Consider the following 25407-nt stretch of genomic DNA (forward strand, 5'->3'; position numbering starts at 1 on the left):
CTTCGAGTCGACCGGACGAGTCCCGTCATCCGATCGCCCTTTTATTCGCGGCTCGGGGCCGCATGGGAGTTATGAAAAATGAAGAAAAGCGACCTGAACGAGAAAGTTGCCGACAAGTGCGGCCTTTCCAAGGCTGATGCGACCGCCGCCGTCGATACCGTGTTCGACGCGATCACTCAGGCCCTCGGCCGGGGCGACAGCGTCGCCATCGCCGGCTTCGGCAGCTTCGAGGTTCGCGAGCGCGCCGCCCGCACCGGACGCAATCCGCGTACCGGCGAGGAGATCCAGATTCCCGCCGCAAAAAATCCTGCGTTCAAGGCTGGCAAGGCGTTGAAGGACGCTGTAAACTAATCGGCTCCGTTCGGGTGCTTAGCTCAGCGGTAGAGCGTCGCCCTTACAAGGCGAGGGTCGGGGGTTCGAAACCCTCAGCACCCACCACGCCAAAGTTGCAAAGGTTCAACGCGGAGCGGTAGTTCAGTTGGTTAGAATGCTGGCCTGTCACGCCGGAGGTCGCGGGTTCGAGTCCCGTCCGCTCCGCCAGATCCAGAAGAGGGCACCGGAAACGGTGCCCTCTTTTTTTGTGGCTCTTCCTCTTTGAGTGGCGAGCGCCGAGGAGGATGCGAGGGCTTCGGACGGACGCCGCGCCCTGGCGGCCGGGGAGTCGCTTTTCCCTCGGTCAGGGCATCCTGCCCTGACTCGGGCGCGCGCCATCCATGGCGCGCTTGTCGCGACTCCCCGGCCGCCAGGGCACGGCTGACGGGCATGGAGATATCGGATCTCCGGCACCCCTGTCACCGGAGATCCGATGCTAAAGCGTCGATCAGGCGGCGGCCGGCGGGCAGGGGAGTGCGGAGCAGCGGGCCATGGATGGCCCGCGCCCCGCATAAAGACAGGAGGTCGTCTGCGGGGCGGAGCACTCCCCTGCCCGCCGGACGTCGCCTGCTGCCGAAGCACGGAATCCCAACGGTCATCCAGGCGATGTCGTAGCAGACCCGTAGGGCGTACGGATCCGGAGAAGTACTTTTTTTCATGCCCGCGCAAGCTGTCGCCGCAGGGTGGCTCCGGCCGGCGGGCGGATGCTGCCGCGCCGCTCCTGTGCGCCACGGGCAATCCGGTTAAACTGCGCGGCTACGTCCACGGCCAGTCCCACGATGCTGCAAGCCCTGAGAGAGAAAATGACCGGCTGGATCGCGATCGTCATCGTGATCCTGCTGGCGATTCCATTCGCCTTCTTCGGCATGGAGCAGTACCTGTTCCAGAGCGGTGCCAACTACGCGGCCAAGGTCGAGTCGCCGCCGTCGTGGTGGCGCAGCGCGCCCGACCTGTGGCCGGTCCGCAAGCTGTTCTGGGACCAGGAAGAGGTGAGCCCGGACGATTTCCGCACGGCGTTCGAACAGGAGCGCCAGCAGCGCCGCGAGCAGCAGGGCGACCAGTTCGATGCGCTCGCGTTCGAAACCCTCGAGTCGCGCCGCGTGGTGCTGGAGAGGCTGGTCGACCAGGCGGTGCTGCGCCTGGCCGCACGCAATCGCGGCGTGGCCATCGGCGACATGCAGGTGCGGCAGCAGATCGAGCAGATTCCCGCGTTCCAGGTCGATGGCCGCTTCGATCCGCAGCGCTACCAGCTCGCGTTGCAGTCGCAGGTGCCGGCGCGCAGCCCGCAGCAGTTCCAGGAACTGGTCCGCGAAAGCCTGCAGCAGTCGCTGCTGCCGTCGCAGGTCGCGCAGTCGGCGTTCGTCACTCCGACCGAGATCGACCGCCTGCTGGTGTTGCTGGGCGAGCGCCGCGACGTCTCGTTCGTGGTGCTGCCGCCGCCCGCGCCGGATACGGGTGCGGTGAGCGACGAGGAGATCCAGGCCTGGTACCAGGCGCATGCCGACGACTATCGTGCACCTGAGACGGTCTCGATCGAGTACATCGAGATCGACGGCAGCCGGCTGCAGGCGGACGAGGAACCCGACGAAGCCGCGTTGCGCGAGCGCTACGAGCAGGAGCGCTCGCGTTTCGCGCAGCCCGAGCAGCGCCTCGCCTCGCACATCCTGATCGAAGTGCCGGCGGACGCCGACGCCGCCGCGCAGCAGGCAGCCGAGGAGCAGGCCGCGAAGCTGGCGGAACAGGCGCGGGTGGAAGGCGCCGACTTCGCGGCGCTGGCGCGCGAGCATTCCGACGATACCGGCTCCAGCGACGCCGGCGGCGACCTGGGCTGGGTCGAACCGGGAATGATGGTGGAGCCGTTCGAGCAGGCCCTGTTCGCGATGGAGCCGGGCGAGATCCGCGGCCCGGTCCGCACCGAGTTCGGCTGGCACGTGCTGCAGCTGCGCGAGGTGAAGGGCGGCGAGGAAACGCCGTTCGAGGAGGTCCGCGACCAACTGGCCGCCGAACTGGCCGAAACCGCGCGTGAACGCGCCTTCAGCGAGCTGCTCGGGCGGGTGGTCGACCAGGCCTATCGCAATCCGAATTCGCTCGCGCCGGCCGCCGCCGAAGGCGGCCTGACGGTGCGCAGGGCGGGTCCTTTCGCCCGCGGCGAAGGCAGCGGGATCGCTGCCGAGCCGGCGGTGCAGCGGGCTGCGTTCAGCGAAAGCCTGATCGAGGACGGAACCGTCAGCGATCCGATCGAGATCGGGCCGAACCACAACGTGCTGATCCGCGTGAGCGGCCACACGCCCGAGCGCGCCCTGCCGCTGGCGGAGGTACGCGAACGCGTGACCGAGGCGATCCACACCGATCGCGCTGGCAAGCGGGCGCAGGCCGACGCCGACGCCCTGGTGGCGGAGGTCGCGGCGGGTGCCGGGCTGGACGCCGTTGCCGCCAAGCGCGAACTGCCGGTGCAGGACGTGCCGGCGGTGCCCCGCGGCGCGCCGATCCCGCATCCGGCTGCGGTCGAGGCCTATTTCGCCGTCGAGCCGCCGGCGGAAGGCGGGGCCACGCCCGGCAAGGTGGCGCTGGACGACGGCAGCATCGTGGTGTTCGCGGTGACGGCGGTGACGCCGGGCGACCCGGAAGAGGCGGGCGCGCAGGAACGCGAGATGCTGCAGCAGCAGCTGGTCACGCTGTCCGGGAACGAGGCCGCCGCCGCCTTGCTGCGGGCGTTGCGCGCGGGCATGAAGATCACCGTGGTCGAGGCGCAGCTCTAGAGGCGTTGGCCCGTACTCCGGTACCCGTAGAGCGGAGCTTGCTCCGCTGCACGGGCTCCGGAGCCGACCAAGGCCGAAGGCAGCGGAGCAAGCTCCGCTCTACGGCGCGTGATCGGCTTACTCGATTCCGGTCATGCCGAGGATGTTGTAGCCGGCATCCACGTACGTCACCTCGCCGGTGACGCCGGAGGCGAGATCGGAGCACAGGAAGGCGGCGACGTTGCCGACGTCCTCGATGGTGACGGTGCGGCGCAGCGGCGCCTCCGCCTCCACATGCCCCAGGATCTTGCGGAAGCCGCCGATGCCGGCCGCCGCCAGGGTCTTGATCGGGCCGGCGGAGATCGCGTTGACGCGGGTGCCCTCCGGCCCGAGGTTCAGCGCGAGATAGCGCACCGTCGCTTCCAGGCTGGCCTTGGCCACGCCCATCACGTTGTAGCTGCGCAGCGCGCGCTCGGCGCCCAGGTAGCTCAGGGTCAGGATCGCGCCGCGGCCGCGGTCGGACATCTGCGGGCGCGCCGCCTTGGCCAGCGCGGCGAGCGAATACGCGGAGATGTCCTGCGCGATCGCGAAGTTCTCGCGGGTCAGGCCGTCGAGGAACTGGCCGGTGATGGCCTCGCGCGGTGCGTACGCGATCGCATGCACCAGGATGTCGAAGCCGTCGTTCCAATGCTGGCCGAGCCCGGCGAACAGGGCGTCGATCTGGGCGTCGTCGGCCACGTCGAGCGGCAGCACGATCTCCGAGCCCACCTTCTGCGCGACTTCCTCGACGCGCGACCGCAGCTTGTCGTTCTGGTAGGTGAAGGCCAGTTCGGCGCCTTCGCGGTGCATCGCCTCGGCGATGCCGTTGGCGATCGAGCGCTGGCTGGCGATGCCGGTGATCAGGGCGCGCTTGCCTTGCAGAAAACCCATGGACTTCTTCCCGCGGTTCCGAGCGAAGCGTTCTATTTTGCCACGGGCGCGGGCCGGTCGTGCGTGGGCCGCGACGCGGGCTCGTCGTCGATCCGCAGGATCATGCCGGGCTGCAGCACGCTGGCGGCGTTCAGGCCGTTGCGCGCCAGCAGCCGCGCGCTGCCGACCCCGTAGCGGCGGGCGATGCGCCAGATCGACTCGCCCCGCGCGACCACGTGCGTGCGCGGCGCCGGGGCGGCGTCCGGGCCGTTTTCGGCGACCAGCGCGCTGGCGTCGGCGACGAAGCCGGACAGTTCCGTGCTCCCGGCCTTCCCGGACCGCTCCGCCTCGCCTACGTGAGGCTGGGCGGTCGTCGCTGGCGTGGTCGTTTCCGCCGCCGCGACCATCGGATCGTCCGCCCGGGCCGGCACCAGCACCCGCAGGCCGCGATCGCCGCGGGCGATGCGCCCCTCGGCGAAGACCGGGTTGAAACGGCGGACCTGGGCGACGTCGTAGCCGTGTCGTCGTGCCCAGGGATCGAGGTGGGTGGCGTCGGCGGGCAGGGTGGCCGTGGTCAGCACCGGGACCCGGCGGTCGATCGCGCGCAGCCAGTCCTCGCGCTCGCCGGCCTCGACCAGCAGGCAGGACAGCGCCTGCAGCTTGCGGACGTAGGCCTGGGTGATGCGGGGGACGGCGAGTTTTTCCGGCTCGGCGTCCATCGCCCGCTGGCCGGCGGCCTTGAGCGCGCCGAACACGCGGTACTCGCCGGCGTTGTAGCCCATCACCGCCAGCCGCCAGTCGCCGGCGAACATGCCGTGCAGGGTCCGCAGGTAGCGCACCGCGGCCCGGGTGGAATCGACCGGCGACAGGCGGCCGTCGTAGCCGGGGCGGATCGCGATCTTGTGCTTGCGCGCGGTCACCGCGATGAACTGCCACAGCCCGGCCGGGCCGGACGGGCTGCGCGCGCCGGGGCGGTAGCCGCTTTCGACGAAGGGGATCAGCGCGTATTCGGTCGGCAGGTGCGAGGCGCGCAGCGCGTCGACGACGTAGCCGAACAGCGGCAGCAGCCTGTCCGGCTCGGCGGCCAGGTCGTCCGGCACGTGGGAGAAGTGCCGGCGCCAGCGCTCGCTGGGCTCGGCGGTGCACTCGGGGTCGGAGAGTCCGTCGCGGAAGGTGGCGAAGATCTCGCTGCCGTTGCGCGCGACGGGATCCGGTGCGACCGGGTCCGGTGCCGCGGCTTCGGCCGCGGCCGGAGCGGCGGCGGGATCGGTGGGCGTCGCGGGTTCGGCCGCGCCTGCCGCCGATGGCGGCATCCAGAGTCCGCACGCCGCGAGCGACAGCCAGAGTGCCAGGCGCGGGCCGGTCATGCCCGGAAATCGTCCTTCCAGCGCCGCAGCGCGGCGAACAGGCTGGCGCGGTCGCGGTCCCCGTCTTCGGGCAGGCGCGCCGCCAGCGCGTCGCGTACCGCCGGCGCATCGATGCGCAGGAACGGGTTGCAGGCCGTCTCGTCGGCCAGGGTGCTCGGCAGGGTCGGCTGTCCGCGGTCGCGCATGGCCTGGATGTCCTCGCTGCGGCGCTCGAGCGCCTCGTTTCCGGGTTCGACGACGCGGGCGAACGCGGCGTTGTCCCGGGTGTATTCGTGTCCGCAGCAGACGCGGGTCGCACCCGGCAGGGCGGCCAGCCGGTCGAGCGAGCCGAGCATCTGCGCCGGCGTACCCTCGAACAGGCGGCCGCAACCCAGACTGAACAAGGTATCGCCGCAGAACAGATGGCCATGCCCATGGAAGGCGATGTGGCTCAGGGTATGGCCCGGGACCGCCAGCACGTCGAAGCGCCATTGCGCCAGTTCCACGTGATCGCCGTCGCCGACGCGGTGGCTCACGGCGGCGATCCGGTCGTCGTCCGGCCCGTAGACCGGCAGCCCGGGCCAGCGCCGCAACAGCTCGGGGACGCCGCCGACGTGGTCGTGGTGGTGGTGGGTCAGCAGGATGGCCACCGGCCGCAGCCCATGCCCGGCGGCGGCCAGCACCGGTGCGGCTTCGCCCGGATCGACCAACAGCGCCCGTCCGTCCTCGTCGGCGAGCGTCCAGATGTAGTTGTCGGACAGCGCCGGCAGCGATTGCAGCCGCATCCGGTCGACCTCGCGGGACAGCCGTTAGAATGGCGACCATGCCCGCGATTTCACCGGCCGGTCAACCCGGCGCGCCCAGCGACTGGTTCGCTTCCCCGCCGGGACAGGCGCTGATCGACAGCGAGGCCGCCCTGGTGAGGCAGGCGCTGGGCCAGCGGCCGGGGCCGCCTTGGCTGTGGCTGGCGCCGGTCCCGCAGCGGGCGGACGCCTGCGGCCGCGGGATCTGCCTGCGCGTCCGCGGCGACGGCTGGGACGGCGCCCTGCGCTGCGCGCTGCCGTTGCCCCTGGCGAACGAATCGGTCGGCACCGTGGTGCTGCAGCACGTGCCGGCGTCACGCGGGCAGGCGGCGGCCCTGCTCGACGAGTGCGCCCGGGTGCTGGTGCCGGGCGGCTGGCTCTGGCTGTTCGCCCTCAATCCGCTGTCGCCCTACCGCTGGCGCTGGCGCGGCCACGACCTGCGCGCCAGCGAACCGCTCACCTGGCGGCGGCGCATGCGCGCTGCCGGCCTGGTACCCGAAGCGGTGTCGCAGGGGGTGGGCCCGGGCTGGAAGGTGGAGGTGCGCGATGCCGCGCGCAGCGGCCCCGGCCTGTGCGCCGCCTATGCGCTGCGCGCCGAGCGGCGCGTGCTGCCGCTGACGCCGGTCCGGCCCAGGGCCGGGTTGCGGATCCCGCAGCGGGCGGCCGCAGGATGAGCGCGATGAAGGCGGTCGAGATCCACACCGACGGCGCCTGCCTCGGCAATCCGGGGCCCGGCGGCTGGGCGGCGCTGCTGCGCTACCGTGAGCAGGAGAAGGAGCTGGTCGGCGGCGAGGTGCTGACCACCAACAACCGCATGGAACTGATGGCCGCGATCAGCGCGCTGGAGGCGCTGACCGCGCCGTGCAGCGTGGTCCTGCACACCGACTCGCAGTACGTGCGCAAAGGCATCACCGAATGGCTGCCGAACTGGCTGCGCCGCAACTGGCGCACCGCCGGCGGCGGCGCGGTGAAGAACCAGGACCTGTGGCAGCGGCTGCAGGCGGCCACGCTGAGGCACCGCATCGACTGGCGCTGGGTGAAGGGCCATTCCGGCGATCCCGACAACGAGCGCGTCGATGCGCGCGCGCGCGCGCAGGCCGAACTGGTCAAGGCCGGGCGCCTGGCCGGTCCCGGCCTCTGCGACGGCGCCCGGTTATCCTGAGCGTCGGCAACACGAGCGGACAGACCGACAGATGCGACAGATCGTCCTCGACACCGAGACCACGGGCCTGGAATGGAAGAAGGGCAACCGCGTGGTCGAGATCGGATGCGTCGAGCTGCAGGAGCGCCGCCCGACCGGGCGCACGTTCCAGCGCTACATCAATCCCGAACGCGATTTCGAACCGGGCGCGCAGGAAGTCACCGGCCTGACCCGCGAGTTCCTCGCCGACAAGCCGCTGTTCGCCGCGGTCGTCGACGAGTTCCTGGCCTTCATCGACGGCGCCGAGCTGGTGATCCACAACGCCGCGTTCGACGTCGGCTTCCTGGATGCGGAGCTGGCGCGCTGCGGCGAGCACTATGGCCGCATCCGCGACCGGGCGATGGTCGAGGATTCGCTCGAACTGGCGCGGCAGCGTTATCCCGGCCAGCGCAATTCGCTCGATGCGTTGTGCAAGCGCCTGGGCGTGGACAACGCCCACCGGCAGCTGCACGGCGCGCTGCTCGACGCGCAGCTGCTGGCCGAGGTCTATCTCGCGCTGACCGCGGGCCAGAGTGAGATCGGCTTCGCCAGCCCTGCCGCGGATGCCGACCGGGCCGCCGCCGTCGCGCTGCCCACGGCGGGACTGGGGCCGCGGCCGCGGGTGGTGGTGCCGGAGGCCGAACGCGTCCTGCACGCCGCGCGCCTGGAGAAGATCCGCGCCAAGGCGGGGCAGTGCGTGTGGGACTTCGCTTCCGTTGTCGCGCCGGACCCGGTCGCGGAGCCGGAGTCGGCGCTGTCCTAGGCTCGCCCTCCGCGACCTCCGTAGGAGGGGCTTCCGCCCCGACCTGCCCGAGGATCGCGAAGGAAGCAGGCAGCGCGCGTGCCGACCCGGGGGCGGCGCACGCGGGTCTTTTCCGCGCTCCGCTCGTTCCCGAGGTCGGGGCTGAAGCCCCTGCAAGTGACAACGGACATGGAACGCGAACTTCGATACGCCGCCAGGGCCTGTCGACGCTTCAGCGGACGGGGCGTACTGCATCGCAGCGGCCATCACAAAGGCCGCGGCGCCTCGCCCACTCGTTGCTCGCCCTAGTGCCGGCGCACCAGCACCACGGTCACATTGTCCGAACCGCCGCCGTCGAGGGCCGCCGCGACCAGGCCGTCCACGCATTCCTGGGCGCTGCATTCGCCATGGGCCAGCACCCTGGCGATGCCCGCGTCGTCCAGTTCCTCGGTCAATCCGTCGCTGCACAGCAGCAGCTGCATGCCCGGCAGCCATTCGCCGGTCATGCTTTCGACGTTCAGCGCCTGCGGATCGGTCACGCCCAGCGCCTGGGTGACGACGTTGCGGTGCGGGTGGTTCCGCGCCTGGTCGACGCTGATCGTGCCCTGAGAGATCAGTTCCTGCACGTAGCTGTGGTCCTGCGACAGCTGCACCAGCTTGCCGGCGTGCCACAGGTAGACCCGGCTGTCGCCGACCCAGGCCACCTCGAAGCGGTTGCCGGTCACGCGCGCGGCGACCACCGTGGTGCCCATGGGCAGGGTGTCGTGGCGTTGCCGCGAGGCGCGGATGATCTCTTCGTCGGCGATCCGGATGGCCTGCATCAGCGGCGTGCCCTGGCGGGTTTCGCGCACCACGGTTTCGCGCGCCAGAGCGCTGGCGACCTCGCCGTACTCGTGCCCGCCCATGCCGTCGGCCACCAGCCACAGGCCGAGCTCGGCGTCGCCGTAGTAGGTGTCTTCGTTCAGCTCGCGCCGCAGGCCGACATGGGTCAGGTGTCCGAATTCGATCATGCGCGTCCCGTGTCCGGCCGATGTCGGCCCCCCCGAACTGGCAAACGCGGCCTCGCGACTCGGGCGGCCAAGGGTGTGTGAGGGCGCTTCTGGCACGTCTGTTCCGCAGGTGGCGACACGAAACTACCCTAGCAGAGCCGTCCTGGGAAGGTGACGGTGCCCGCGATCGGAAGCCGCCGTGGATTCGCGCGCGTGCCGGGCTTCCGCGCCGGTTCCGGAACCTGGACCTCACCAAGAATTCTGCTGGTTCACCGGAGCGTCCTTGCCATCGGGGCTCCCGCCGTCGAAATTCGAGAAGCGCGTCCGGTCCGTCCCCCGGTCCATGTCGCTCCGCCTTGCGTCTGCAGGAAGCCTTCGCGCCGGATACGCAAAAGCCCCCTTGCGGGGGCTTCGCGTGTCTGGCGGAGAGGGGGGGATTCGAACCCCCGAGGCGCTATTAACGCCTGCCTGATTTCGAGTCAGGTACATTCAACCGCTCTGCCACCTCTCCGAACGGCGTCCGGCGCCGGTAAGCGCCGCGGGCGGTCATGATACGGGCCGGTCAGGCGCCGGACAAGACGGCGGCGTTACACTGCGGGTTGCTTCCATCGCCCAGGTTCAGCCCCGCCATGTCCGAAATTTCCGTGCCCGTCTCGTTCGGCGAACTGCTCGACAAGATCGCCATCCTGCAGATCAAGTCCGAACGCATCGGCGACGAGGCCAAGCTCGCCAACGTCCGCAACGAGCTGTCGGCCCTGGAGAAGACCTGGATGGCGCATCCGGCCGCCGGCCAGGACGCCGGATCCGGGGCGAGCGTCGCCAGGCTCCGCGCCGAACTCAAGGCGGTGAACGAGCGGCTGTGGGAGATCGAGGACGACATCCGCCTCAAGGAGAAGGCGCAGGCCTTCGACGAGGAGTTCATCCGCCTTGCCCGCAGCGTCTATATCGAGAACGACGAGCGCGCGCGGATCAAGAAGGAGATCAACCTGGCGCTGGGCTCGTCCTACGTCGAGGAGAAATCTTACCAGGACTACCGCAGCGGTCCGACGCCCTGAGTCGATCCCGATCCCCCCGGCCGCCTCCGTGGCGCGCCGGTTCGTCTGCGGATCAGTCCACCCGCTCCACGCGGCAGGCGTAGCAACCGCGCCGCGCGAAGTGCAGGTGCAGGAATTCGGCGTCCGCGCGCCGCAGGAAGCGCGCGATCCGCGATTCCAGCGCCAGGCCTTCGGCGATATCGGCATCGACGATGTCGCCCCGCGCATCGTAGGCCTTGACCGCGAACAGCCCCGGCCGCATCGCCTCCGGAATCTCGCCCGGCGCCGGATCCGCCCGCACGGCCCCATGGCCGACGAAGATCGGGCCCGAGGCGCGATACGGCGAGGCGGCCGGATGATGCTCGTAGGCGAGCAGGAGGAGATCGCGCCCGGTTGCGACGTGGTCCAGGCCGACGCGGCAGAAGCGACCGGGGCCGTCCGCAGTCAGGCGCTGGATGCGGCGTTCGGCCAGCGCGATGGGGCCCAGCGCGAACAGCGGAGCGAAGGTGTCGGCGGGCAGGGCAGTGAGGCGGAATCCATCGCGGATGGTCATGGCAAGGCCGGTGTCGGGTGGGTCGCCAGCTTCGCGGCGCAGGCGGCGCGGGTCTCGCCGTTTCCGGACATCGCAACTCCGCGTCGGCTACCGGCGATCGCCGGCATAGCGTTCGAACGCCGCGATCGCGTCCTCCACGGTCACCAGGTCCATCACGCCCGTGTGCTCGATCTTGGTCCCCCAGCGCAGGGCGCTCGCCGGCTCGCCGAGGAACTTGCGCGCGGCGTCGTCGTAGCGGTCCACGCAATAGCGGCGGTCGGAGTACGGGCCGCTGCGTTCGGGATTGCTGGCGGCGTGCAGGCCGAGCACCTTCGCGCCCACGGCGTTGGCGATGTGCATCGGGCCGGAATCGGGCGTCATCACCAGGTCCGCGCGCGCCAGCAGCGCCGGCAGTTGCTTGAGGGTGTCCTTGCCGACCAGGTCCAGCGCCGGCGAGTGCATGCCGGCGAGGATCGCGTCGGCCGTCTCGCGCTCGAGCGTGCTGCGGCCGCCGCACAACACGATGCGCCAGCCCTTCGCCGCGGCGTGGTCGGCGACCGCGGCGTAGCGTTCGGCACGCCAGTTGCGCAGCGCGTGGCTGGAGCAGGGCGAGATCAGCAGGGTGGGGGTGCCGTTGTCGGCCCATTGCGCGCGTGCCCAGTCGCGGGCGTCGTCCGGCACCGGCAGGTTCCAGTCCACCTGCGTCTGCTTCAGCCCCAGTGGTTCGCAGAAACTGCCGATCGCGTCGAGGACGTGGATGCCCGGCCGCTCGGGAATGCGTTCGTTCACGAACAGGCCGTGCAGGTCCTTGGAGCGCGAACGGTCGTAGCCGATCCGGCGCCGCGCCGGTACGAACGCCGACAGCAGGTTGGCGCGGGCGGCGACCTGCATCTGCAGCAAGGCGTCGAAGCGACGCCCGGACAGGGCATGCCGCAGCGCGCGCATGCCGGACAGGCCCGATTTCTTGTCGTAGACCATGAACTCGACCCCGGGCAGCCCGTCCAGCAGCCGCTGTTCGCCCTTGCCGATGATCCAGGTGAGCGCGGTCTCCGGCCAGGCCCGCCGCAAGGTGTGCACCAGCGGCAGCACATGGGTCACGTCGCCCAGCGCCGAGAGCCGCAGCAGACAGAGCGAGCGCGGCGCGGACGGCGGTGGCGGCGGAGCGTTCGGGGCCATGCGGCTTGCTAGACTCGCTGGATGGTCAGATTCGACGCCAGTGAAAGCCTGACGCCGTTCCGCGATGAAGGCGACGGATACGGATCGATTCTGAGCGACGCCGCATTGGCGCGGCAAGTCGAGCCGGGCTGGTTCGATCCGGGGTTCTGGGGCGAACGCGCGCGATCGGTCGACAGCGGCGGTCGCGGGGGCGCCTGGTTCGTGGACGGCCCGTTCGGTGCCGCGGTGTTGCGCCACTACCTGCGCGGCGGCCTGGCGGCGCGCCTCAGCCGCGACATGCACCTGTGGCGCGGCAGCGCACGGGTGCGCAGCTTCGTCGAGTTCCGGCTGACCCGCGATCTGCACCGCGAGGGGTTGCCCGTGCCGGAGCCGCTGGCCTCGCGCTACGTGCGCCACGGCGTCCTCTACCGCGCCGCGATCCTGGTCCGGCGCCTGCATGACGTGCGTTCGTTCGCCGACCGCACGGCGGTCGCGGCCGGCGACGCGCCCTGGCAGGAAACCGGGCGCCTGATCGCGCGCTTCCACCGGGCCGGGCTCGACCACGCCGACCTCAACGCCCACAACATCCTGTTCGACGCCGCCGGCGAGGGCTGGCTGATCGACCTGGATCGCGGCCGCCGCCGGTTGCCGGAAACCGGCTGGCGTTCGCGCAACCTGGCGCGGCTGGAACGCTCGCTGCTGAAGCTGCGCGGCGCGCGTCCGGCCGAGGCGGTACGTGCCGATTTCGCCCGCCTGCGCGCCGCCTACGACGCCCGCTGGGCCAAGGGGTATTGAGATGGGCTGGTCGCTGCGATTCCACGGCGTCGGCAACGCGTCCGCGGTCGAGCTCGGCTCGTCGATGGCGACGATCGAGCGCGACGGCGCGCCGTGGCTCACCATCGACTGCGGCGGCGAGGGCCTGACCGCCTGCCTGGCGCACTACGGCGAGCCGCCGCGGGCGCTGTTCGTCACCCATACCCACCTCGACCACGTCTCCGGCTTCGAGCGCCTGTTCGTGTCCGAGTATTTCGATCCCGCGCGCCGCGGGCGGATGCCGGTCTACGTGCCGGCGACGGTACTGCCGCTGCTGCACCAGCGCGTCGGCGACTATCCCAATGCGCTGGCCGAGGGCGGCGCGAACTTCTGGGACGCGTTCCGCCTGATCCCGGTCGGCGATGCGTTCTGGCACGACGGGCTGCGGCTGGAGACGTTCGCGGTGCGCCACCACTGGCCGCGCACGGCCTACGGACTGCGGTTGCGCGGCAGCCTGGTATGGACCGGCGACACCCGGCCGATCGCGGAGCTGCTGAAGGTGTATGCCGACGCCGGCGAGACCATCGCCCACGACTGCGGCCTGCACGGCAACCCATCGCACAGCGGCCTCGACGACCTGGAACGCGAGTATCCGCCGGAACTGCTGGCGCGTTGCGTGCTGTACCACTACGCCAGCGCCGCCGATGGCGAGGCCATGCGCGCGCGCGGCCGCCGCGTGGCCGCGCAGGGCGAGGTGCTGGCGCTGCCGGAGCCGGAGCCCGCGCCGCCGGGTGAGGGCACGGGGGTTGCCGGGCCGTGAGCGCGGCGGATCGGGCAAGCAAGGCGCAGGATCCGGCAAGCGACGCGCCGCGCCGGTCGCGTTCACTGGCACGGCCGGGCGGCAGCTTCGCCCGCGTCACGCGCGAATGCCTAGAATGGAGCCGATGAACGCGATCTCGCCATTGCCGGCGCTGCCCGTCGACACGCTGCGGCGGCCGCTGCACGACCTGCGGCTGTCGGTGATCGAGGCCTGCAATTTCCGCTGCGGCTACTGCATGCCCGCCGACCGCGTGCCCGAGGACTACGGCCTCGACGCCGCCACGCGGCTGTCGTTCGACGAGATCGAGACGCTGGTGCGGGGCTTCGCCCGGGTCGGCGTGCGCAAGCTGCGGATCACCGGCGGCGAGCCGCTGCTGCGCAAGAGCCTGCCGGACCTGGTCGCGCGGCTGGCGACGGTACCCGGCATCGACGACCTGGCGCTGACCACCAACGGCAGCCTGCTGGCGCGGCAGGCGCGGGCGCTGCGCCGGGCCGGGTTGCGGCGCTTGACGGTGAGCCTGGATGCGCTGGATCCGGCGCTGTTCCGGCAGTTGTCCGGCGACCGCGGCGATATCGCAGCCGTCCTGGCCGGCCTCGATGCGGCCGTCGAGGCCGGGTTCGCGTCGATCAAGCTCAACTGCGTGGTGCAGCGCGGGATCAACGACGGCGAAGTCCTGCGGCTGGTGGAGCATTTCCGCGGCAGCGGCCACGTGCTGCGCTTCATCGAGTACATGGACGTCGGCACCTGCAACGGTTGGGACCGCGAGCGCGTGGTGCCCTCGGCCGAACTGCGCGACCGGATCCACGCGCGCTGGCCGCTGCGGCCGCTCGATCCGCATTATCGCGGCGAGGTGGCGAAGCGGTACGGCTTCGTCGACGGCGGCGGCGAGGTGGGTTTCGTCAGCTCGGTGACCGCCCCGTTCTGCGGCGACTGCCATCGTGCGCGGATCTCCGCCGACGGCCATCTCTACACCTGCCTGTTCGCGGCCGGCGGCACCGACCTGCGGCCGGTGCTGCGGGCGGGGGAAACGGCGCTCGCCGAGCACGTCGCCGGGCTCTGGTCGCGGCGAGCGGATCGCTACAGCGAACTGCGCGGCAGCCCGCGCGCCGCGCGCCGGCGGGTCGAGATGTTCCTGGTGGGCGGGTGATGGCCACCGCGGACGAGTCGCTGCACGCGCATCTGAGCAGGTTGGAACTGGCGCTGCTGAGCGCTGACGTGCGCACGTCAGCGGAAGCGCTGGCGCGGTTGCTTGCCGACGATTTCCGCGAGATCGGTGCCTCCGGTCACATGTTCGGCAAGGACGAGGTGCTGGTGCGGCTGCCGTGCGAATCCGGCGTGGCGTTCGCGACCGAGGCGATGGAGGTGCGCGAGCTCGCGGCAGGACTGGCCCAGGTGACCTATCGCGCGACGCGCAGCGCCGAAGGCGAGACGCGGCGGTCGTGGCGCAGTTCGCTGTGGCGCCGGGGTGCTGCCGGTTGGTCCATGGTGTTCCATCAGGGCACGCCGCTGGCCGACGGCGCTGACATCGGTCCCCACGTCCCGGCGGGCGCGACATGAAGCGTGTCTCCGCGCCCGCGCTGACGCATCTCGATCCGGACGGCCGCCCGGCGATGGTGGACGTGTCCGCCAAGGCCGCGACCGTACGCGCGGCGACCGCGGAATGCCAAGTGCGATTCCCGGCCGCCGTCGCCGGGCAATTGCGTGCCAGCGGCTTGAAAAGTGCCAAAGGCGGCATCGTCGATACCGCGATCGTCGCCGGCACCCTGGCGGTCAAGCGGACCCACGAGCTGATCCCGTTCTGCCATCCGCTGCCGATCGACGGCATTCGCATCGCCATCGGCTGGCACGGCGAGCGCGCGCTGCGGATCGAGTGCACCGTCACCACCGTGCACCGCACCGGCGTCGAGATGGAGGCCCTGACCGGCGCCACCGTCGCCGCGCTCACCGTCTACGACATGTGCAAGGCCCTGTCGCACGCGATCGTGCTGGGGCCGGCGAAGCTGCTGGGCAAGCGCGGCGGCAAGCGCGATTTCGGCGAGGCCGGGGCATGAACAAGGTCACGGTGCTGTACTTCGCCAGCCTGCGCGATGCCGCCGGTGCGGCCCAGGAGTCGGTGGAGACCGACGCGCCGACGCTGCGCGCGCTGTATGCGCAGCTGCAGGCCCGGCATGGTTTCGCGTTGCCTGTCGAACGCCTGCGGGTGGCGGTCGATGGCGCGTTCGCGCGCTGGGACGACGCGGTGGCCGCCGGCGGCGAGATCGCCTTCATCCCGCCGGTCAGCGGGGGGTGAGCGGCCGCAGCAGATGCCCTATCGGCATCTGCTGCGGCCGCGAACGCCCGGCCATGGGTGAGCGCGAGGCGTTTGCGAGGCACTGCCTCGCGCCTCGGGCGAACGCCCCGCGCACTGCGCGGGGCCGGCCAGCCGGGCCGGGCGGCCCGAAGCCGGTTCTGTCCCGCCATGGAAGGCAATAGGATGGATATCGAAGCGGCAAGATGCCCTGCCGGCATCCGCTGCGCTCGCGAACGCCAGGCATGGTCGCCGAAACATGCGACGTGCTCAGTCGCCACCCACGAATGAACGACGAAGACGCCGACGAACCGACATGAAACGCTTCCAGCTGTCCGCCACGCCATTCGAGATCGCGCCGCTGCGCGCCCGCCTGCTGCACGCCGAGGCCGGCGCCTACAGCAGCTTCGAGGGCTGGGTGCGCGACCACAACGACGGCCGGCCGGTGCTGGGGCTGCGCTACGAGGCCTACGCCGCGCTGGCCGAGGCCGAGGGGGAGCGGGTCCTCGACGAGGCCCTGGCCCGCTTCGACCTGGCCGCCGCCGCGTGCGTGCACCGCACCGGCGATCTCGCCATCGGCGATCTTGCCGTCTGGGTCGGCGTCTCGGCCGCGCACCGCGACGCGACGTTCGAGGCCTGCCGCTTCGTCATCGACGAGGTCAAGCGGCGGGTGCCGATCTGGAAGCACGAACGCTATGCCGACGGCGATGCGGACTGGCTGCATCCCGATGCCGGCGCTCCCGGAGAAACGCGATGAACCGCTGCCTGATGACGTTGTGCGCACTTTGCGCCTGGACGTTGCCGCTGGCGTCGGCGGCCTCGAGCGGGGGCGAGCTTCTGGTCGGCAACAAGTCCGACGACACGGTATGGCGGCTGGACCTGGCCGACGGCCGTCGCCTGGGCGAGGCCGCCACCGCGCATGGGCCGCACGAGATCGCCGTCAGTCCCGACGGACGCGTGGCCGTGGTCAGCGGCTACGGCGGGCAGCAACGGCCGGGCAGCACGCTGACCCGGATCGACACGGCGTCCGGCAAGGCCACGGGCGAGATCGACCTGGGCGCGCACGCGCGCCCGCACGGCATGCGCTTCACGCCGGACGGCGAACGCCTGCTGGTGACCACGGAAGCGAGCGGCGCGCTGCTGGTGGTCGATCCCGTGGCCGGCGAGGTCGAACGCGTCATCGGGATCGGCGACGGCGGCGGGCACATGGTGGCGCTGTCGCGCGACGGCGGTGTCGCCTATGTCAGCAAGATCGCCGCCGGCAGCGTGGTGCGGGTGGATCTCGCCGACGGCAGCACGCTGGAGCGTCCCGCCGGTGCCGGCGCCGAGGGCATCGAGCTGGCGCCGGACGGCACGGTCTGGGTCAGCAACCGGGAGGCCGGCACCGTCACCGTGCACGACCCAGACACGCTGGAGGTGCTCGACACCCTGGAAAGCGCGGGCTTCCCGATCCGGGTCGCCTTCACCGCCGACGGCCGCCACGCACTGGTGACCAACGCCAGGGCGGCGACCCTGGCGGTGTTCGACGCCGCGAGCCGCGAACCGGTGGCGACCGTGGCCCTGGCCGAGCCGGAGGCCACGTACCGGGAAACGATGCTGGGGAGGGCCGCGCTGCCGATCGGCGTGATCGCCGGCCCGGACGGGTCGCGCATCTACGTGGCCGTCAGCGGCGGCAACGAGATCGCGGTGATCGACCGACGAACCTGGCGGGTGGTCGAACGCTGGAAGACCGGCAACGAGCCGGATGCGTTGGGAATCGTCGCCGGACACCGCGATAGCGACTGAAACGGCGCGCCCGCGAGCCGGATGCGTTGGGAATCGTCGCCGGACACCGCGATAGCGACTGAAACGGCGCGCCCGCCGCTGTGCCCGCGCGTGGGGCCCGCACGATTGGCTGTAGGATAGCGCGGTTTATCCACAGGCCCTAATCGCATGGATGTATCGAAACCGATGATTAGGAACATCGTGAGCGCGTGGGTCGCGGCCTGCCTGCTGGCCGCCGCGGCGCCGGCGTGGCCGGCTGCGCAACGGTCCGAATCCGAGGAGGCCCGCGTCCAGGACATCTTCGGCTGGGTGGAGTGGGTCGAGATCGGCGCGAGCCCGATACGGCTCAAGGCCAAGCTCGACACCGGCGCCACCACATCGTCGTTGACCGCGGACGACATCGAGATCTTCCGGCGCGACGGCAAGCGGCACGTCCGCTTCACGATCCTCGACGAGGACAGCGACATCGAGGAGACCATCGAGGCGAGGCTGGTCCGCCACGTCCGCATCCGCAGGCACGACGGCAGCACCCAGCGCCGTCCGGTGGTGCGCCTGGGCATGTGCCTGGGCGACATCTTCCGCGAACACGAGTTCACGCTGGTGGACCGCAGTTCGTTCCTGTATCCGGTGCTCGTCGGCCGCAACTACATGCGCGGCCACGTGCTGGTCGATTCCGGTGAGACGTTCACCCGCCGCCCGTCCTGCAAGCAGCGGTCGTCGTCGGCGTCGCCCGGCATGGACCGGGTCGCGGCGCTTCGGCTGGAGGCGCCATGAAGCGCTGGCACCTGCTGGCACTGGTGCTGGTGTTGCTGGCGACCGCGCTCTCCCTCATCGCATACAAGGTCCGCGTCCTCGGCTATCCGCTGACACCGGCGGCGGAAGTCGAAAGCTGGATCGTCGAGGCCCGGCTGTCGTTCGAGCCGACCGGCGCCGCCCTCAAGGCCGAGCTGGCGATCCCGCTCGATCCGCCCGGTTACGTTCTGCTCGACGAGAACTTCGTCTCGCGCGGCTACGGGCTGCAGACCGAAGAGCGCGACGGCAACCGGGTGGCGCTGTGGAGCACCCGGCGCCCTTCCGGGCACCAGGCGCTGTACTACCGCGCGACGGTGGCGCGCCGCGGCGAGGAACGTGACCCGCAGCCGGTGTCGCCGCTGGAGCAGGCGCCGGAGTACGGCGAGCTGGAAGGCGAGGCGGTGCAGGCGATCCTCGACGAGGTGCGCGGCAAGTCGGCGGACATCGCCACGTTCGCATCCATCCTGGTCCGGGTGCTCGCCAGCCCCGCTCCCGACGAAAACGTGCAGTTGCTGCTGCCGAACCCGGCCTCGCAGGACGAACTCGCGCGCACCGCGATCCGCGTGCTCGCCGGTGCGCGGATCCCCGCCCGGATGGTGCATGGGATCCGCCTTGCCGACGGCGCCCGCGGGCTGCGCGCGGAGCCGTGGCTGGAGGTGAACAACGGCGACGGCTGGATCCCGATCGATCCGGCCAGCGGCGCCCGCGGCTACCCCAACGATTTCCTGGTGTGGTGGCGGGGCGATCATGCGCCGTACGCGATCGACCATGCACGCGGCGCCGAGCTGCGGTTCTCGGTGACGCGGACGCTGGAGCCGGCACTGGAGATGGTGACCCGCCAGGCCCAGCTCGCCGGATCGCCGGTGATGGCGTATTCGCTCTCGACGCTGCCCGTCGACGTGCAGAACGTGTACCGCGCGCTGCTGCTGATCCCGATCGGGGTGCTGCTGATCGTGTTCATGCGCAACGTTGTCGGCATCCAGACCTTCGGCACCTTCATGCCGGTGCTGATCGCGCTCGCCTTCCGGGAAACCGACCTGATGTCCGGCGCGATCCTGTTCTCGGTGATCGTGGCGCTCGGCCTCGCCGTGCGCTTCTACCTCGAGCACCTCAAGCTGCTGCTGGTGCCGCGGCTGGCGGTGGTGGTGATCGTGGTCATCCTGTTGATGCTGCTGGTCAGCATGCTGTCGTACCGGATGCAGTTCGACATCGGCCTGTCCGTGGCGCTGTTCCCGATGGTGATCATGGCGATGACCATCGAGCGCATCTCCATCGTATGGGAGGAGCACGGCGCCGGCGACGCCATCCGCCAGAGCATCGGCAGCCTGCTGGTCGCCGTGGTCTGCTACCTGGCGATGTTCCAGCCGCGGGTCGACCATTTCGTGTTCGTGTTCCCCGAGGTGCTGCTGATCGTGCTCGCGCTGGCGCTGTTGCTGGGCCGCTATACCGGCTACCGGTTCAGCGAACTGCTGCGCTTCCGCGCGTTCGCCGGGGCCGGGCGCCCGTGAGCTGGTTCGTCCTGCCGCATCGGCTGCGCCGTGCCGGGGTGCTGGGGCTGAACGCTCGCAACGCGCTCTATATCGCCGGCAGCAATCCGCGCCGGCTGTATCCGCTGGTCGACGACAAGTTGCTGACCAAGCAGTTGGCGCTGGACGCCGATCTCGCGGTGCCGAAGCTCTACGGCGTCGTGGCGACCTACCGCGACGCGCGCCAGTTCGAGCGCGCCATCGGCGATCACGAGGACTTCGTGGTCAAGCCCGCGCGTGGCGCGGGCGGCGACGGCATCGTGGTGATCGCAGGCCGCATGGGCAGCAATTTCCTCAAGGTCAGCGGTGCGCCGATGTCGGCCGACGACATCGTCTTCCACCTCGGCAACATCCTGTCGGGGATGTACAGCTTCGGCGGCCGCCCGGACCAGGCGATGATCGAATACCGCGTGCGTCCGGATGCGGTGTTCGACGCGATCTCGCATCTCGGGGTGCCCGACGTGCGCGTGATCGTCTTCCGCGGTTTTCCGGTGCTGGCGATGCTGCGCCTGCCGACCCGGTTGTCGGGCGGCAAGGCCAACCTGCACCAGGGCGCGGTGGGCGCCGGCATCGACATCGCCAGCGGGCTCACCACCCATGGGGTCTGGCACGAGGACGGCGTCGATCGGCATCCGGACACGATGCAGCCGTTGGCGAACGTCGCGATTCCGGGCTGGGACCGGATTCTGGAACTGTCGGCCCGCTGCTACGAGTTGACCGGGCTCGGATACCTGGGCGTCGACATCGTGATCGACCGCGACCATGGTCCGCTGATCCTGGAGTTGAACGCGCGTCCCGGGCTGTCGATCCAGATCGCCAACCGCCTGGGATTGCGGGCGCGGCTGGAGCTGGTCGAACGCGAGGGCGGCGAGGGCAGGGCGGTGGAAGCGCGCGCGGCCTTCGTCAGGTCGCGTTTCGCTTCGGGTTGAGGCGCCCCTCCGGTATTCGGGTAGGCTTTGGCCGTGCCAGCGGGCGCTTGGGGAGCGACGGGATGACGCGCAGGATTTCGACGGATCGCAGTGTCTCGATCGGCGGTTGCGCCGGCGCCGGCAACGGTCGGCGAGGACGATGGGCCGCGCTTTCCCTGCTGGTGGCCGCTGCGGCGGGCTACGGGTGCGCCACCGCCCCCGTCAGCGAGGCGCCGCCGGCCAATTCCGGGGACGTGGGCGTATCCCTGCTGTTGCCGCCGCCCGGCGCGACGCATCTCGAGCTGGCGGCCACGCAGCGCTTCGTCTATCCGAACCTGATCGATCCGGTGGCGCTGCCCGAGTATCCGCCGCGGCTGCTGCCGTCGCGCCTGCCGCCGGTGACGGTCTGCGTGGAAGTGGACATCGGCGAGGACGGTGGCGTGTTCGCGGTACGGCAGCGCGTCGACGATGCCTGCCCGCGGGATGCGTCGCCGCAATACGCGGAATTTTCCGCCTCGGCGATCCGCGCCGTGCAGGGCTGGTCCTACGAGCCGGCCTATCTCTGCCAGGCGCCGGCGGGCTTCACCGGCGACGATCCCTGCCTTGCCGACGGCATGGTCGAACGGACGACACCGCTGCGCCTGTCCTACGCCTTCCGTTTCAGCCAGCGCGACGGCGAGGCACTGGTCGAGCGCGTGGATTGAGCGCGCTGCGCCAGGCAGCACCTTCCGTCGGGACGGGAATGCACCGTCGCCACGGGGAGATCAACGAATAGCCGCGCTTCGCGTCGTCCGGTCCGCGATGCCGAACATGGCGATGGCCCCGCCGCGCCAGGCAGCACCTTCCGTCGGGACGGGAATGCACCGTCGCCACGGGGGAGATCAACCAATAGCCGCGCTTCACGTCGTCCGGTCCGCGATGCCGAACATGGCGATGGCCCCGCCGCGCCAGGCAGCACCTTCCGTCAGGACGGGAATGCACCGTCGCCACGGGTGAGATCAACCAATAGCCGCGCTTCACGTCGTCCGATCCGCGATGCCGAACATGGCGATGGCCCCGCCGACTTGCCTCGGCGCCCGCGTCGACCGATACCGTTGCTGCCTTCCGGCCCTGGCGGGGTTTTCGATCTAGCGTCGCGAGGGGCCGACGGGGCCACCATAGAAACGATGCGCGCCGCATTGCGCGACACCCGATGAAATTGGCGGAGAGGGCGGGATTCGAACCCGCGAAGCGGGGTTTAGCCGCTTACACACTTTCCAGGCGTGCTCCTTCAACCACTCGGACACCTCTCCGTCCCGTCCTGAACACGCCACGCGGGTTGCAGGGCCGGTAATTCTAGCCCCCGGGCGGTACCGGGACAAGGAAATCCGATGAACCGCGGGGAGCGGCGGGCCGGCATGGCAGAATGGGCCCATGTCCTATCTCGTCCTCGCCCGCAAATGGCGCCCGCGGCGGTTCGCCGAACTGGTCGGCCAGGAGCACGTGGTCCGCGCGCTGAGCAACGCCCTCGATTCGGGCCGCGTGCACCACGCCTTCCTGTTCACCGGCACCCGCGGCGTCGGCAAGACCACGATCGCCCGCATCTTCGCCAAGTCGCTCAACTGCGAGCACGGCACCTCGGCCGATCCCTGCGGCGAGTGCAACGCCTGCCGCGACATCGACGCCGGCCGCTTCGTCGACCTGCTGGAGATCGACGCCGCCAGCAACACCGGCGTCGACGACGTGCGCGAGCTGATCGACAACGCCCAGTACATGCCCTCGCGCGGGCGGGTGAAGGTCTACCTGATCGACGAAGTGCACATGCTGTCGAAGTCGGCGTTCAACGCGCTGCTGAAGACGCTGGAGGAGCCGCCGGAGCACGTCAAGTTCCTGCTCGCCACCACCGACCCGCAGAAGCTGCCGGTGACGGTGCTCTCGCGCTGCCTGCAGTTCAACCTCAAGCGCCTGGACCTGGCGCAGATCGAGGGCCAGATCGGCCGGATCCTGGCGGCGGAGGAGATCGCCGCCGAGCCGGAGGCGATACGCCAGCTGGCCAAGGCCGCCGACGGCAGCCTGCGCGACGGCCTGTCGCTGCTGGACCAGGCGATCGCCTACACCGGCGGGCGGCTGGAGACGGACGCGGTCGCGGCGATGCTGGGCACCGTCGACCGCACCCGCGTCGGCGCATTGCTCGAGGCGCTGGCCGCCGGCGACGGCCAGCGGCTGCTGGCGGAGGTGGCGATGCTGGCGGAATTCGCGCCCGACTGGGGCGGCGTGCTCGACGCGCTGGCCGAGGCGCTGCACCGGATCCAGGTGCGGCAGCTGGTGCCGGACGCCGTGGTGGAGGCCGACGGCCTCGACCTGGAGACGCTGGCCGCCGGCGTGCGTGCCGAGGTGGTGCAGCTCTGGTACCAGATGGCGCTGGGCGGCCGCCGCGACCTGCCGCTGGCGCCCAGCCCGCGCGCCGGCTTCGAGATGAGCGTGCTGCGGATGCTGGCGTTCCGGCCGGCGGAAGCCGCGGCCGCCACATCGGCTCCGGCCGCCCCGGCCGCGGCCACGCCGGCGGGGGGGCAGGTCCCGCGTCCGAACGCGGCCGCGGCCGCGCGGGCGGCGATGGAGGCCGACCGCGCCAGGCCCACGGCCGCGGCGCCGCGGCGCCCGGCGCCTTCCCCGGCTCCGGAAGCAGGCGCGGCCCCGGTGCCGGTTCGGGCCAAGGAGGCGATGGCGGCTCCAGTGGCGGAAGCGGCGGCACCGGCGCCGGCCGGCAATGCGGCCGCGGCCGGGCCGGTCGATGCGGAACGCTGGCCCGACCTGGTCACCGGCCTGGGCCTGCGCGGCCCGGTGCGGGAACTGGCCGCCCACACCGCGTTCGTCGGCTATGCCGATGGCGTACTGCGGCTCGCGCTGCCGCCCAGCGACGACCACCTCAAGACGCCTTTCCTGGTCGGCCAGTTCGCCGACGCGCTGGCGCCGCATTTCGGCGCCGCGCCGCAGATCCGGTTCGAGGCCGCGATACCGGCCGACGGCGAGACCGTGCACGGGCGCCATGCCCGCGAGCGCGATGCGCGCCAGAACGCGGCCGAGCGCGCCTTCCTCGAAGATCCCGACGTGCAGCGGCTGATGTCGCGGCACGGCGCCAAGGTGGTGCCGGACTCGATCCGGCCGTTCGACGACAATTGACCGCTCCGTGCGGGCCGCCGCTGCCCGCAGTCCCAACCACACCCTCCGAGGGAGTCCCCCATGCGTGGAAACATCGCCCAATTGATGCAGCAGGCGCAGAAGATGCAGGAGAGCATGCAGCGCGCCCAGGAAGAACTCGCCAATCTCGAGGTCACCGGCAGTGCCGGCGGCGGCATGGTCAACATCACCCTGTCCGGCCGCATGGAATGCCGCAAGGTGCGCATCGATCCCGGCGTGCTGTCGGACCCGGAGATGGCCGAGGACCTGGTCGCGGCCGCCTTCAACGACGCGGTCAACAAGGTCAACGCCGAGTCGCAGGAAAAGATGTCGGCCGCCACCGCCGGCATGCCGGTGCCTCCGGGCATGAAGATGCCGTTTTGAAGCCGGGATTCGTGATTCGGGATTGGTGATTCGAGAAGCAGAAAGTCACCGAACTGGATCACGCCCCGATTTCACGCCGTCCGATGTCCTCTTTGCTCGAACAACTCATCGAAGCCTTTCGCGTGCTGCCCGGCGTCGGGCAGAAGACCGCGCAACGCATGGCCTACCACGTCCTGGAGCGGCAGCGCGCAGGAGGCGCCCGCCTGTCCGCGGCGCTGGCCGAGGCGATCGAGCACATCCGCCACTGCGAGCGCTGCCGCGATTTCAGCGAAACCGACCTTTGCGCGATCTGCGCCAGCGCCTCGCGCGACGCGCACCAGCTGTGCGCGGTGGAGACGCCGGCCGACCGGCTGGCGATCGAGCAGGCCACCGAGTACCGCGGCCTGTACTTCGTGCTGCAGGGGCGGCTGAGCCCGCTCGACGGCATCGGTCCGCGCGAGCTCGGGCTCGACCGCCTGGCCGCGCGGCTGGCCGAAGGCGAGGTGCAGGAGTTGATCATCGCCACCAATCCCACGGTCGAGGGCGAGGCCACAGCACACTACCTGGCGCAGCTCGCGCGCCAGCACGGCGTGCGCCCAAGCCGGCCCGCGCACGGGCTGCCGCTGGGCGGCGAACTCGAATACGCCGATCGCGGCACGCTGTCGCACGCTTTCGGCAGCCGCAGTGAGGTGCCTTGAGGGCCGGGATTCGTGATTGGTGATTCGTGATTCGCAAAAGCGACAGCGCCGCCATTCCCCGAGGCGGCCAGGACGCAGGAGAGTATGCTTTTCTCCAATCACCAATCACCAATTACGGCCCTCAATGGACACCATCTTCCACAAGATCATCAGTCGCGAGATTCCGGCGGACATCGTCTACGAGGACGAGCACCTGATCGCGTTCCGCGACATCGGGCCGCAGGCGCCGGTGCACGTGCTGTTCGTGCCGAAGCAGACGATCCCCTCGCTCGACGCCGCGAAGCCGGAACACGCCGAGCTCATCGGCCGCCTGGCCCTGGCGGCCGCCGAGTACGCACGCGAGGAAGGGTTCGCCGAGGACGGCTACCGCGTGGTCATGAACTGCAATGCGCACGGCGGCCAGACCGTGTTCCAGCTGCACCTGCACCTGCTCGCCGGCGCCCAGCTCGGCGGCTTCGGCATCCCGCGCTGACGCCAAGCGCCGCTGACCGCTCCCCCGTAGAGCGGAGCTTGCTCCGCTGCTCCCGGCTCCGGAGCCCA

Annotated in this window: 28 protein-coding genes, 4 tRNA genes and 1 other RNA gene; 24 read left to right on the forward strand and 9 right to left on the reverse strand. The window is 70.8% G+C overall.

What is annotated here, in order from left to right:
- Positions 1–78 precede the first annotated feature (78 nt).
- The 4 genes from U3649_RS08840 to U3649_RS08855 all read left to right on the forward strand — a co-directional run bounded on the left by U3649_RS08840 (position 79) and on the right by U3649_RS08855 (position 3131).
- Positions 79–351 carry an HU family DNA-binding protein gene (locus U3649_RS08840; RefSeq protein ID WP_407354454.1) on the forward strand — a complete coding sequence of 91 codons (273 nt, stop codon included), beginning with the start codon at positions 79–81 and terminating at the stop codon, positions 349–351.
- A gap of 12 nt (positions 352–363) precedes the next feature.
- A tRNA-Val gene (locus U3649_RS08845) sits at positions 364–438 on the forward strand.
- A 25-nt stretch (positions 439–463) separates the two neighbouring features.
- Positions 464–540: transfer RNA gene (locus U3649_RS08850), tRNA-Asp, on the forward strand.
- Between the two features lie 611 nt (positions 541–1151).
- Positions 1152–3131, forward strand: coding sequence for a peptidyl-prolyl cis-trans isomerase (locus U3649_RS08855; RefSeq protein ID WP_407354455.1), 1980 nt, complete (start codon positions 1152–1154; stop codon positions 3129–3131).
- 117 nt (positions 3132–3248) lie between these two features.
- Here U3649_RS08855 and U3649_RS08860 read toward each other — a convergent pair whose 3' ends face one another.
- The 3 genes from U3649_RS08860 to gloB are packed head-to-tail and all read right to left on the reverse strand — an operon-like array spanning position 3249 to position 6150.
- Positions 3249–4040, reverse strand: a complete 792-nt coding sequence (locus U3649_RS08860; RefSeq protein ID WP_407354456.1) for an enoyl-ACP reductase — start codon at positions 4038–4040, stop codon at positions 3249–3251.
- A gap of 32 nt (positions 4041–4072) precedes the next feature.
- Positions 4073–5386, reverse strand: coding sequence for a transglycosylase SLT domain-containing protein (locus U3649_RS08865; RefSeq protein WP_407354457.1), 1314 nt, complete (start codon positions 5384–5386; stop codon positions 4073–4075).
- The gene (gloB, locus tag U3649_RS08870; RefSeq protein ID WP_407354458.1) at positions 5383–6150 is read right to left on the reverse strand and encodes a hydroxyacylglutathione hydrolase; all 768 of its coding nucleotides are present in this window, start codon (positions 6148–6150) and stop codon (positions 5383–5385) included. The genes U3649_RS08865 and gloB overlap by 4 nt, the downstream gene beginning before the upstream one ends.
- A gap of 38 nt (positions 6151–6188) precedes the next feature.
- Here gloB and U3649_RS08875 point away from each other — a divergent pair, with 38 nt between their 5' ends.
- From U3649_RS08875 to dnaQ, 3 genes are read left to right on the forward strand one after another with little or no spacing between them, the layout of a single operon-like run.
- On the forward strand, positions 6189–6842 hold the full coding sequence (locus U3649_RS08875) for a hypothetical protein (RefSeq protein WP_407354459.1): 654 nt from the start codon (positions 6189–6191) through the stop codon (positions 6840–6842).
- 5 nt (positions 6843–6847) lie between these two features.
- Positions 6848–7330: a ribonuclease HI gene (rnhA, locus tag U3649_RS08880; protein ID WP_407354583.1), complete on the forward strand. Its 483-nt coding sequence runs from the start codon at positions 6848–6850 to the stop codon at positions 7328–7330.
- Between the two features lie 31 nt (positions 7331–7361).
- Positions 7362–8111, forward strand: a complete 750-nt coding sequence (gene dnaQ, locus U3649_RS08885) for a DNA polymerase III subunit epsilon (RefSeq protein WP_407354460.1) — start codon at positions 7362–7364, stop codon at positions 8109–8111.
- Positions 8112–8395: 284 nt separating this feature from the next.
- Here the strand turns inward: dnaQ and U3649_RS08890 are convergent, their stop codons facing one another.
- Both U3649_RS08890 and U3649_RS08895 read right to left on the reverse strand, forming a co-directional pair.
- A complete protein-coding gene (locus U3649_RS08890) occupies positions 8396–9100 on the reverse strand; it encodes a PP2C family protein-serine/threonine phosphatase (RefSeq protein ID WP_407354461.1) in 705 nt (234 codons plus the stop codon).
- 399 nt (positions 9101–9499) lie between these two features.
- Positions 9500–9590, reverse strand: a tRNA-Ser gene (locus U3649_RS08895).
- A 118-nt stretch (positions 9591–9708) separates the two neighbouring features.
- Between U3649_RS08895 and U3649_RS08900 the strand changes: the two genes are divergently transcribed.
- Entirely contained in the window at positions 9709–10134 is a 426-nt protein-coding gene (locus tag U3649_RS08900; protein ID WP_407354462.1) for a DUF6165 family protein, read from the forward strand.
- Between the two features lie 52 nt (positions 10135–10186).
- On the opposite strand, the gene U3649_RS08905 is transcribed toward U3649_RS08900, so the two are convergent.
- Positions 10187–10666 carry a DUF1203 domain-containing protein gene (locus U3649_RS08905; RefSeq protein WP_407354463.1) on the reverse strand — a complete coding sequence of 160 codons (480 nt, stop codon included), beginning with the start codon at positions 10664–10666 and terminating at the stop codon, positions 10187–10189.
- A gap of 87 nt (positions 10667–10753) precedes the next feature.
- The gene (locus tag U3649_RS08910) at positions 10754–11821 is read right to left on the reverse strand and encodes a glycosyltransferase family 9 protein (RefSeq protein WP_407354464.1); all 1068 of its coding nucleotides are present in this window, start codon (positions 11819–11821) and stop codon (positions 10754–10756) included.
- 21 nt (positions 11822–11842) lie between these two features.
- Between U3649_RS08910 and U3649_RS08915 the strand changes: the two genes are divergently transcribed.
- From U3649_RS08915 to U3649_RS08970, 12 genes are all read left to right on the forward strand, one after another.
- Positions 11843–12595 carry a 3-deoxy-D-manno-octulosonic acid kinase gene (locus U3649_RS08915; RefSeq protein ID WP_407354465.1) on the forward strand — a complete coding sequence of 251 codons (753 nt, stop codon included), beginning with the start codon at positions 11843–11845 and terminating at the stop codon, positions 12593–12595.
- A gap of 1 nt (position 12596) precedes the next feature.
- Positions 12597–13373, forward strand: coding sequence for an MBL fold metallo-hydrolase (locus U3649_RS08920; RefSeq protein ID WP_407354466.1), 777 nt, complete (start codon positions 12597–12599; stop codon positions 13371–13373).
- A 124-nt stretch (positions 13374–13497) separates the two neighbouring features.
- Positions 13498–14520: a GTP 3',8-cyclase MoaA gene (gene moaA, locus U3649_RS08925; protein WP_407354467.1), complete on the forward strand. Its 1023-nt coding sequence runs from the start codon at positions 13498–13500 to the stop codon at positions 14518–14520.
- A complete protein-coding gene (locus U3649_RS08930) occupies positions 14520–14930 on the forward strand; it encodes a DUF4440 domain-containing protein (RefSeq protein WP_407354468.1) in 411 nt (136 codons plus the stop codon). The genes moaA and U3649_RS08930 overlap by 1 nt, the downstream gene beginning before the upstream one ends.
- Positions 14927–15424: a cyclic pyranopterin monophosphate synthase MoaC gene (moaC, locus tag U3649_RS08935; RefSeq protein WP_407354469.1), complete on the forward strand. Its 498-nt coding sequence runs from the start codon at positions 14927–14929 to the stop codon at positions 15422–15424. Before U3649_RS08930 ends, moaC begins: the two co-directional genes overlap by 4 nt.
- Positions 15421–15663 (forward strand): MoaD/ThiS family protein, encoded by a 243-nt coding sequence (locus U3649_RS08940; protein WP_407354470.1) that lies wholly within the window; start codon positions 15421–15423, stop codon positions 15661–15663. Before moaC ends, U3649_RS08940 begins: the two co-directional genes overlap by 4 nt.
- 313 nt (positions 15664–15976) lie before the next feature.
- Positions 15977–16417: a molybdenum cofactor biosynthesis protein MoaE gene (locus U3649_RS08945; protein WP_407354471.1), complete on the forward strand. Its 441-nt coding sequence runs from the start codon at positions 15977–15979 to the stop codon at positions 16415–16417.
- Complete coding sequence (locus U3649_RS08950; RefSeq protein ID WP_407354472.1) at positions 16414–17445, forward strand: gluconolaconase; 1032 nt, start codon at positions 16414–16416, stop codon at positions 17443–17445. Before U3649_RS08945 ends, U3649_RS08950 begins: the two co-directional genes overlap by 4 nt.
- Positions 17446–17625: 180 nt before the next feature.
- Positions 17626–18198: an ATP-dependent zinc protease gene (locus U3649_RS08955; protein WP_407354473.1), complete on the forward strand. Its 573-nt coding sequence runs from the start codon at positions 17626–17628 to the stop codon at positions 18196–18198.
- Entirely contained in the window at positions 18195–19724 is a 1530-nt protein-coding gene (locus U3649_RS08960) for a UUP1 family membrane protein (protein ID WP_407354474.1), read from the forward strand. The genes U3649_RS08955 and U3649_RS08960 overlap by 4 nt, the downstream gene beginning before the upstream one ends.
- Positions 19721–20671 carry an alpha-L-glutamate ligase-like protein gene (locus U3649_RS08965; RefSeq protein WP_407354475.1) on the forward strand — a complete coding sequence of 317 codons (951 nt, stop codon included), beginning with the start codon at positions 19721–19723 and terminating at the stop codon, positions 20669–20671. Before U3649_RS08960 ends, U3649_RS08965 begins: the two co-directional genes overlap by 4 nt.
- Positions 20672–20904: 233 nt before the next feature.
- Positions 20905–21354, forward strand: a complete 450-nt coding sequence (locus U3649_RS08970; RefSeq protein ID WP_407354476.1) for a hypothetical protein — start codon at positions 20905–20907, stop codon at positions 21352–21354.
- Between the two features lie 349 nt (positions 21355–21703).
- On the opposite strand, the gene ffs is transcribed toward U3649_RS08970, so the two are convergent.
- An RNA gene (ffs, locus tag U3649_RS08975) (signal recognition particle sRNA small type) lies at positions 21704–21800 on the reverse strand.
- Positions 21801–21849: 49 nt separating this feature from the next.
- Positions 21850–21942, reverse strand: a tRNA-Ser gene (locus tag U3649_RS08980).
- A 121-nt stretch (positions 21943–22063) separates the two neighbouring features.
- On the opposite strand from U3649_RS08980, the gene dnaX reads away from it, so the two are divergent.
- The 4 genes from dnaX to U3649_RS09000 all read left to right on the forward strand — a co-directional run bounded on the left by dnaX (position 22064) and on the right by U3649_RS09000 (position 25339).
- A complete protein-coding gene (dnaX, locus tag U3649_RS08985) occupies positions 22064–23809 on the forward strand; it encodes a DNA polymerase III subunit gamma/tau (protein WP_407354477.1) in 1746 nt (581 codons plus the stop codon).
- A 60-nt stretch (positions 23810–23869) separates the two neighbouring features.
- Positions 23870–24190 (forward strand): YbaB/EbfC family nucleoid-associated protein, encoded by a 321-nt coding sequence (locus tag U3649_RS08990; RefSeq protein ID WP_407354478.1) that lies wholly within the window; start codon positions 23870–23872, stop codon positions 24188–24190.
- An 83-nt stretch (positions 24191–24273) separates the two neighbouring features.
- On the forward strand, positions 24274–24867 hold the full coding sequence (gene recR, locus U3649_RS08995) for a recombination mediator RecR (RefSeq protein ID WP_407354479.1): 594 nt from the start codon (positions 24274–24276) through the stop codon (positions 24865–24867).
- Positions 24868–24991: 124 nt separating this feature from the next.
- Positions 24992–25339, forward strand: coding sequence for a histidine triad nucleotide-binding protein (locus U3649_RS09000; protein ID WP_407354480.1), 348 nt, complete (start codon positions 24992–24994; stop codon positions 25337–25339).
- Positions 25340–25407: the final 68 nt, after the last annotated feature.

The organism is Luteimonas sp. R10 (genome assembly GCF_045689605.1).
GTDB lineage: Bacteria > Pseudomonadota > Gammaproteobacteria > Xanthomonadales > Xanthomonadaceae > Luteimonas.

Bases quoted from the DNA above. Each gene is read 5' to 3' on its own strand.
- U3649_RS08840 (WP_407354454.1), top strand. From the start codon at position 79: ATGAAGAAAAGCGACCTGAACGAGAAAGTTGCCGACAAGTGCGGCCTT.
- U3649_RS08855 (WP_407354455.1), top strand. From the start codon at position 1,152: ATGCTGCAAGCCCTGAGAGAGAAAATGACCGGCTGGATCGCGATCGTC.
- U3649_RS08860 (WP_407354456.1), bottom strand. From the start codon at position 4,040: ATGGGTTTTCTGCAAGGCAAGCGCGCCCTGATCACCGGCATCGCCAGC.
- U3649_RS08865 (WP_407354457.1), bottom strand. From the start codon at position 5,386: ATGACCGGCCCGCGCCTGGCACTCTGGCTGTCGCTCGCGGCGTGCGGA.
- gloB (WP_407354458.1), bottom strand. From the start codon at position 6,150: ATGCGGCTGCAATCGCTGCCGGCGCTGTCCGACAACTACATCTGGACG.
- U3649_RS08875 (WP_407354459.1), top strand. From the start codon at position 6,189: ATGCCCGCGATTTCACCGGCCGGTCAACCCGGCGCGCCCAGCGACTGG.
- rnhA (WP_407354583.1), top strand. From the start codon at position 6,848: ATGAAGGCGGTCGAGATCCACACCGACGGCGCCTGCCTCGGCAATCCG.
- dnaQ (WP_407354460.1), top strand. From the start codon at position 7,362: ATGCGACAGATCGTCCTCGACACCGAGACCACGGGCCTGGAATGGAAG.
- U3649_RS08890 (WP_407354461.1), bottom strand. From the start codon at position 9,100: ATGATCGAATTCGGACACCTGACCCATGTCGGCCTGCGGCGCGAGCTG.
- U3649_RS08900 (WP_407354462.1), top strand. From the start codon at position 9,709: ATGTCCGAAATTTCCGTGCCCGTCTCGTTCGGCGAACTGCTCGACAAG.
- U3649_RS08905 (WP_407354463.1), bottom strand. From the start codon at position 10,666: ATGACCATCCGCGATGGATTCCGCCTCACTGCCCTGCCCGCCGACACC.
- U3649_RS08910 (WP_407354464.1), bottom strand. From the start codon at position 11,821: ATGGCCCCGAACGCTCCGCCGCCACCGCCGTCCGCGCCGCGCTCGCTC.
- U3649_RS08915 (WP_407354465.1), top strand. From the start codon at position 11,843: ATGGTCAGATTCGACGCCAGTGAAAGCCTGACGCCGTTCCGCGATGAA.
- U3649_RS08920 (WP_407354466.1), top strand. From the start codon at position 12,597: ATGGGCTGGTCGCTGCGATTCCACGGCGTCGGCAACGCGTCCGCGGTC.
- moaA (WP_407354467.1), top strand. From the start codon at position 13,498: ATGAACGCGATCTCGCCATTGCCGGCGCTGCCCGTCGACACGCTGCGG.
- U3649_RS08930 (WP_407354468.1), top strand. From the start codon at position 14,520: ATGGCCACCGCGGACGAGTCGCTGCACGCGCATCTGAGCAGGTTGGAA.
- moaC (WP_407354469.1), top strand. From the start codon at position 14,927: ATGAAGCGTGTCTCCGCGCCCGCGCTGACGCATCTCGATCCGGACGGC.
- U3649_RS08940 (WP_407354470.1), top strand. From the start codon at position 15,421: ATGAACAAGGTCACGGTGCTGTACTTCGCCAGCCTGCGCGATGCCGCC.
- U3649_RS08945 (WP_407354471.1), top strand. From the start codon at position 15,977: ATGAAACGCTTCCAGCTGTCCGCCACGCCATTCGAGATCGCGCCGCTG.
- U3649_RS08950 (WP_407354472.1), top strand. From the start codon at position 16,414: ATGAACCGCTGCCTGATGACGTTGTGCGCACTTTGCGCCTGGACGTTG.
- U3649_RS08960 (WP_407354474.1), top strand. From the start codon at position 18,195: ATGAAGCGCTGGCACCTGCTGGCACTGGTGCTGGTGTTGCTGGCGACC.
- dnaX (WP_407354477.1), top strand. From the start codon at position 22,064: ATGTCCTATCTCGTCCTCGCCCGCAAATGGCGCCCGCGGCGGTTCGCC.
- U3649_RS08990 (WP_407354478.1), top strand. From the start codon at position 23,870: ATGCGTGGAAACATCGCCCAATTGATGCAGCAGGCGCAGAAGATGCAG.
- recR (WP_407354479.1), top strand. From the start codon at position 24,274: ATGTCCTCTTTGCTCGAACAACTCATCGAAGCCTTTCGCGTGCTGCCC.
- U3649_RS09000 (WP_407354480.1), top strand. From the start codon at position 24,992: ATGGACACCATCTTCCACAAGATCATCAGTCGCGAGATTCCGGCGGAC.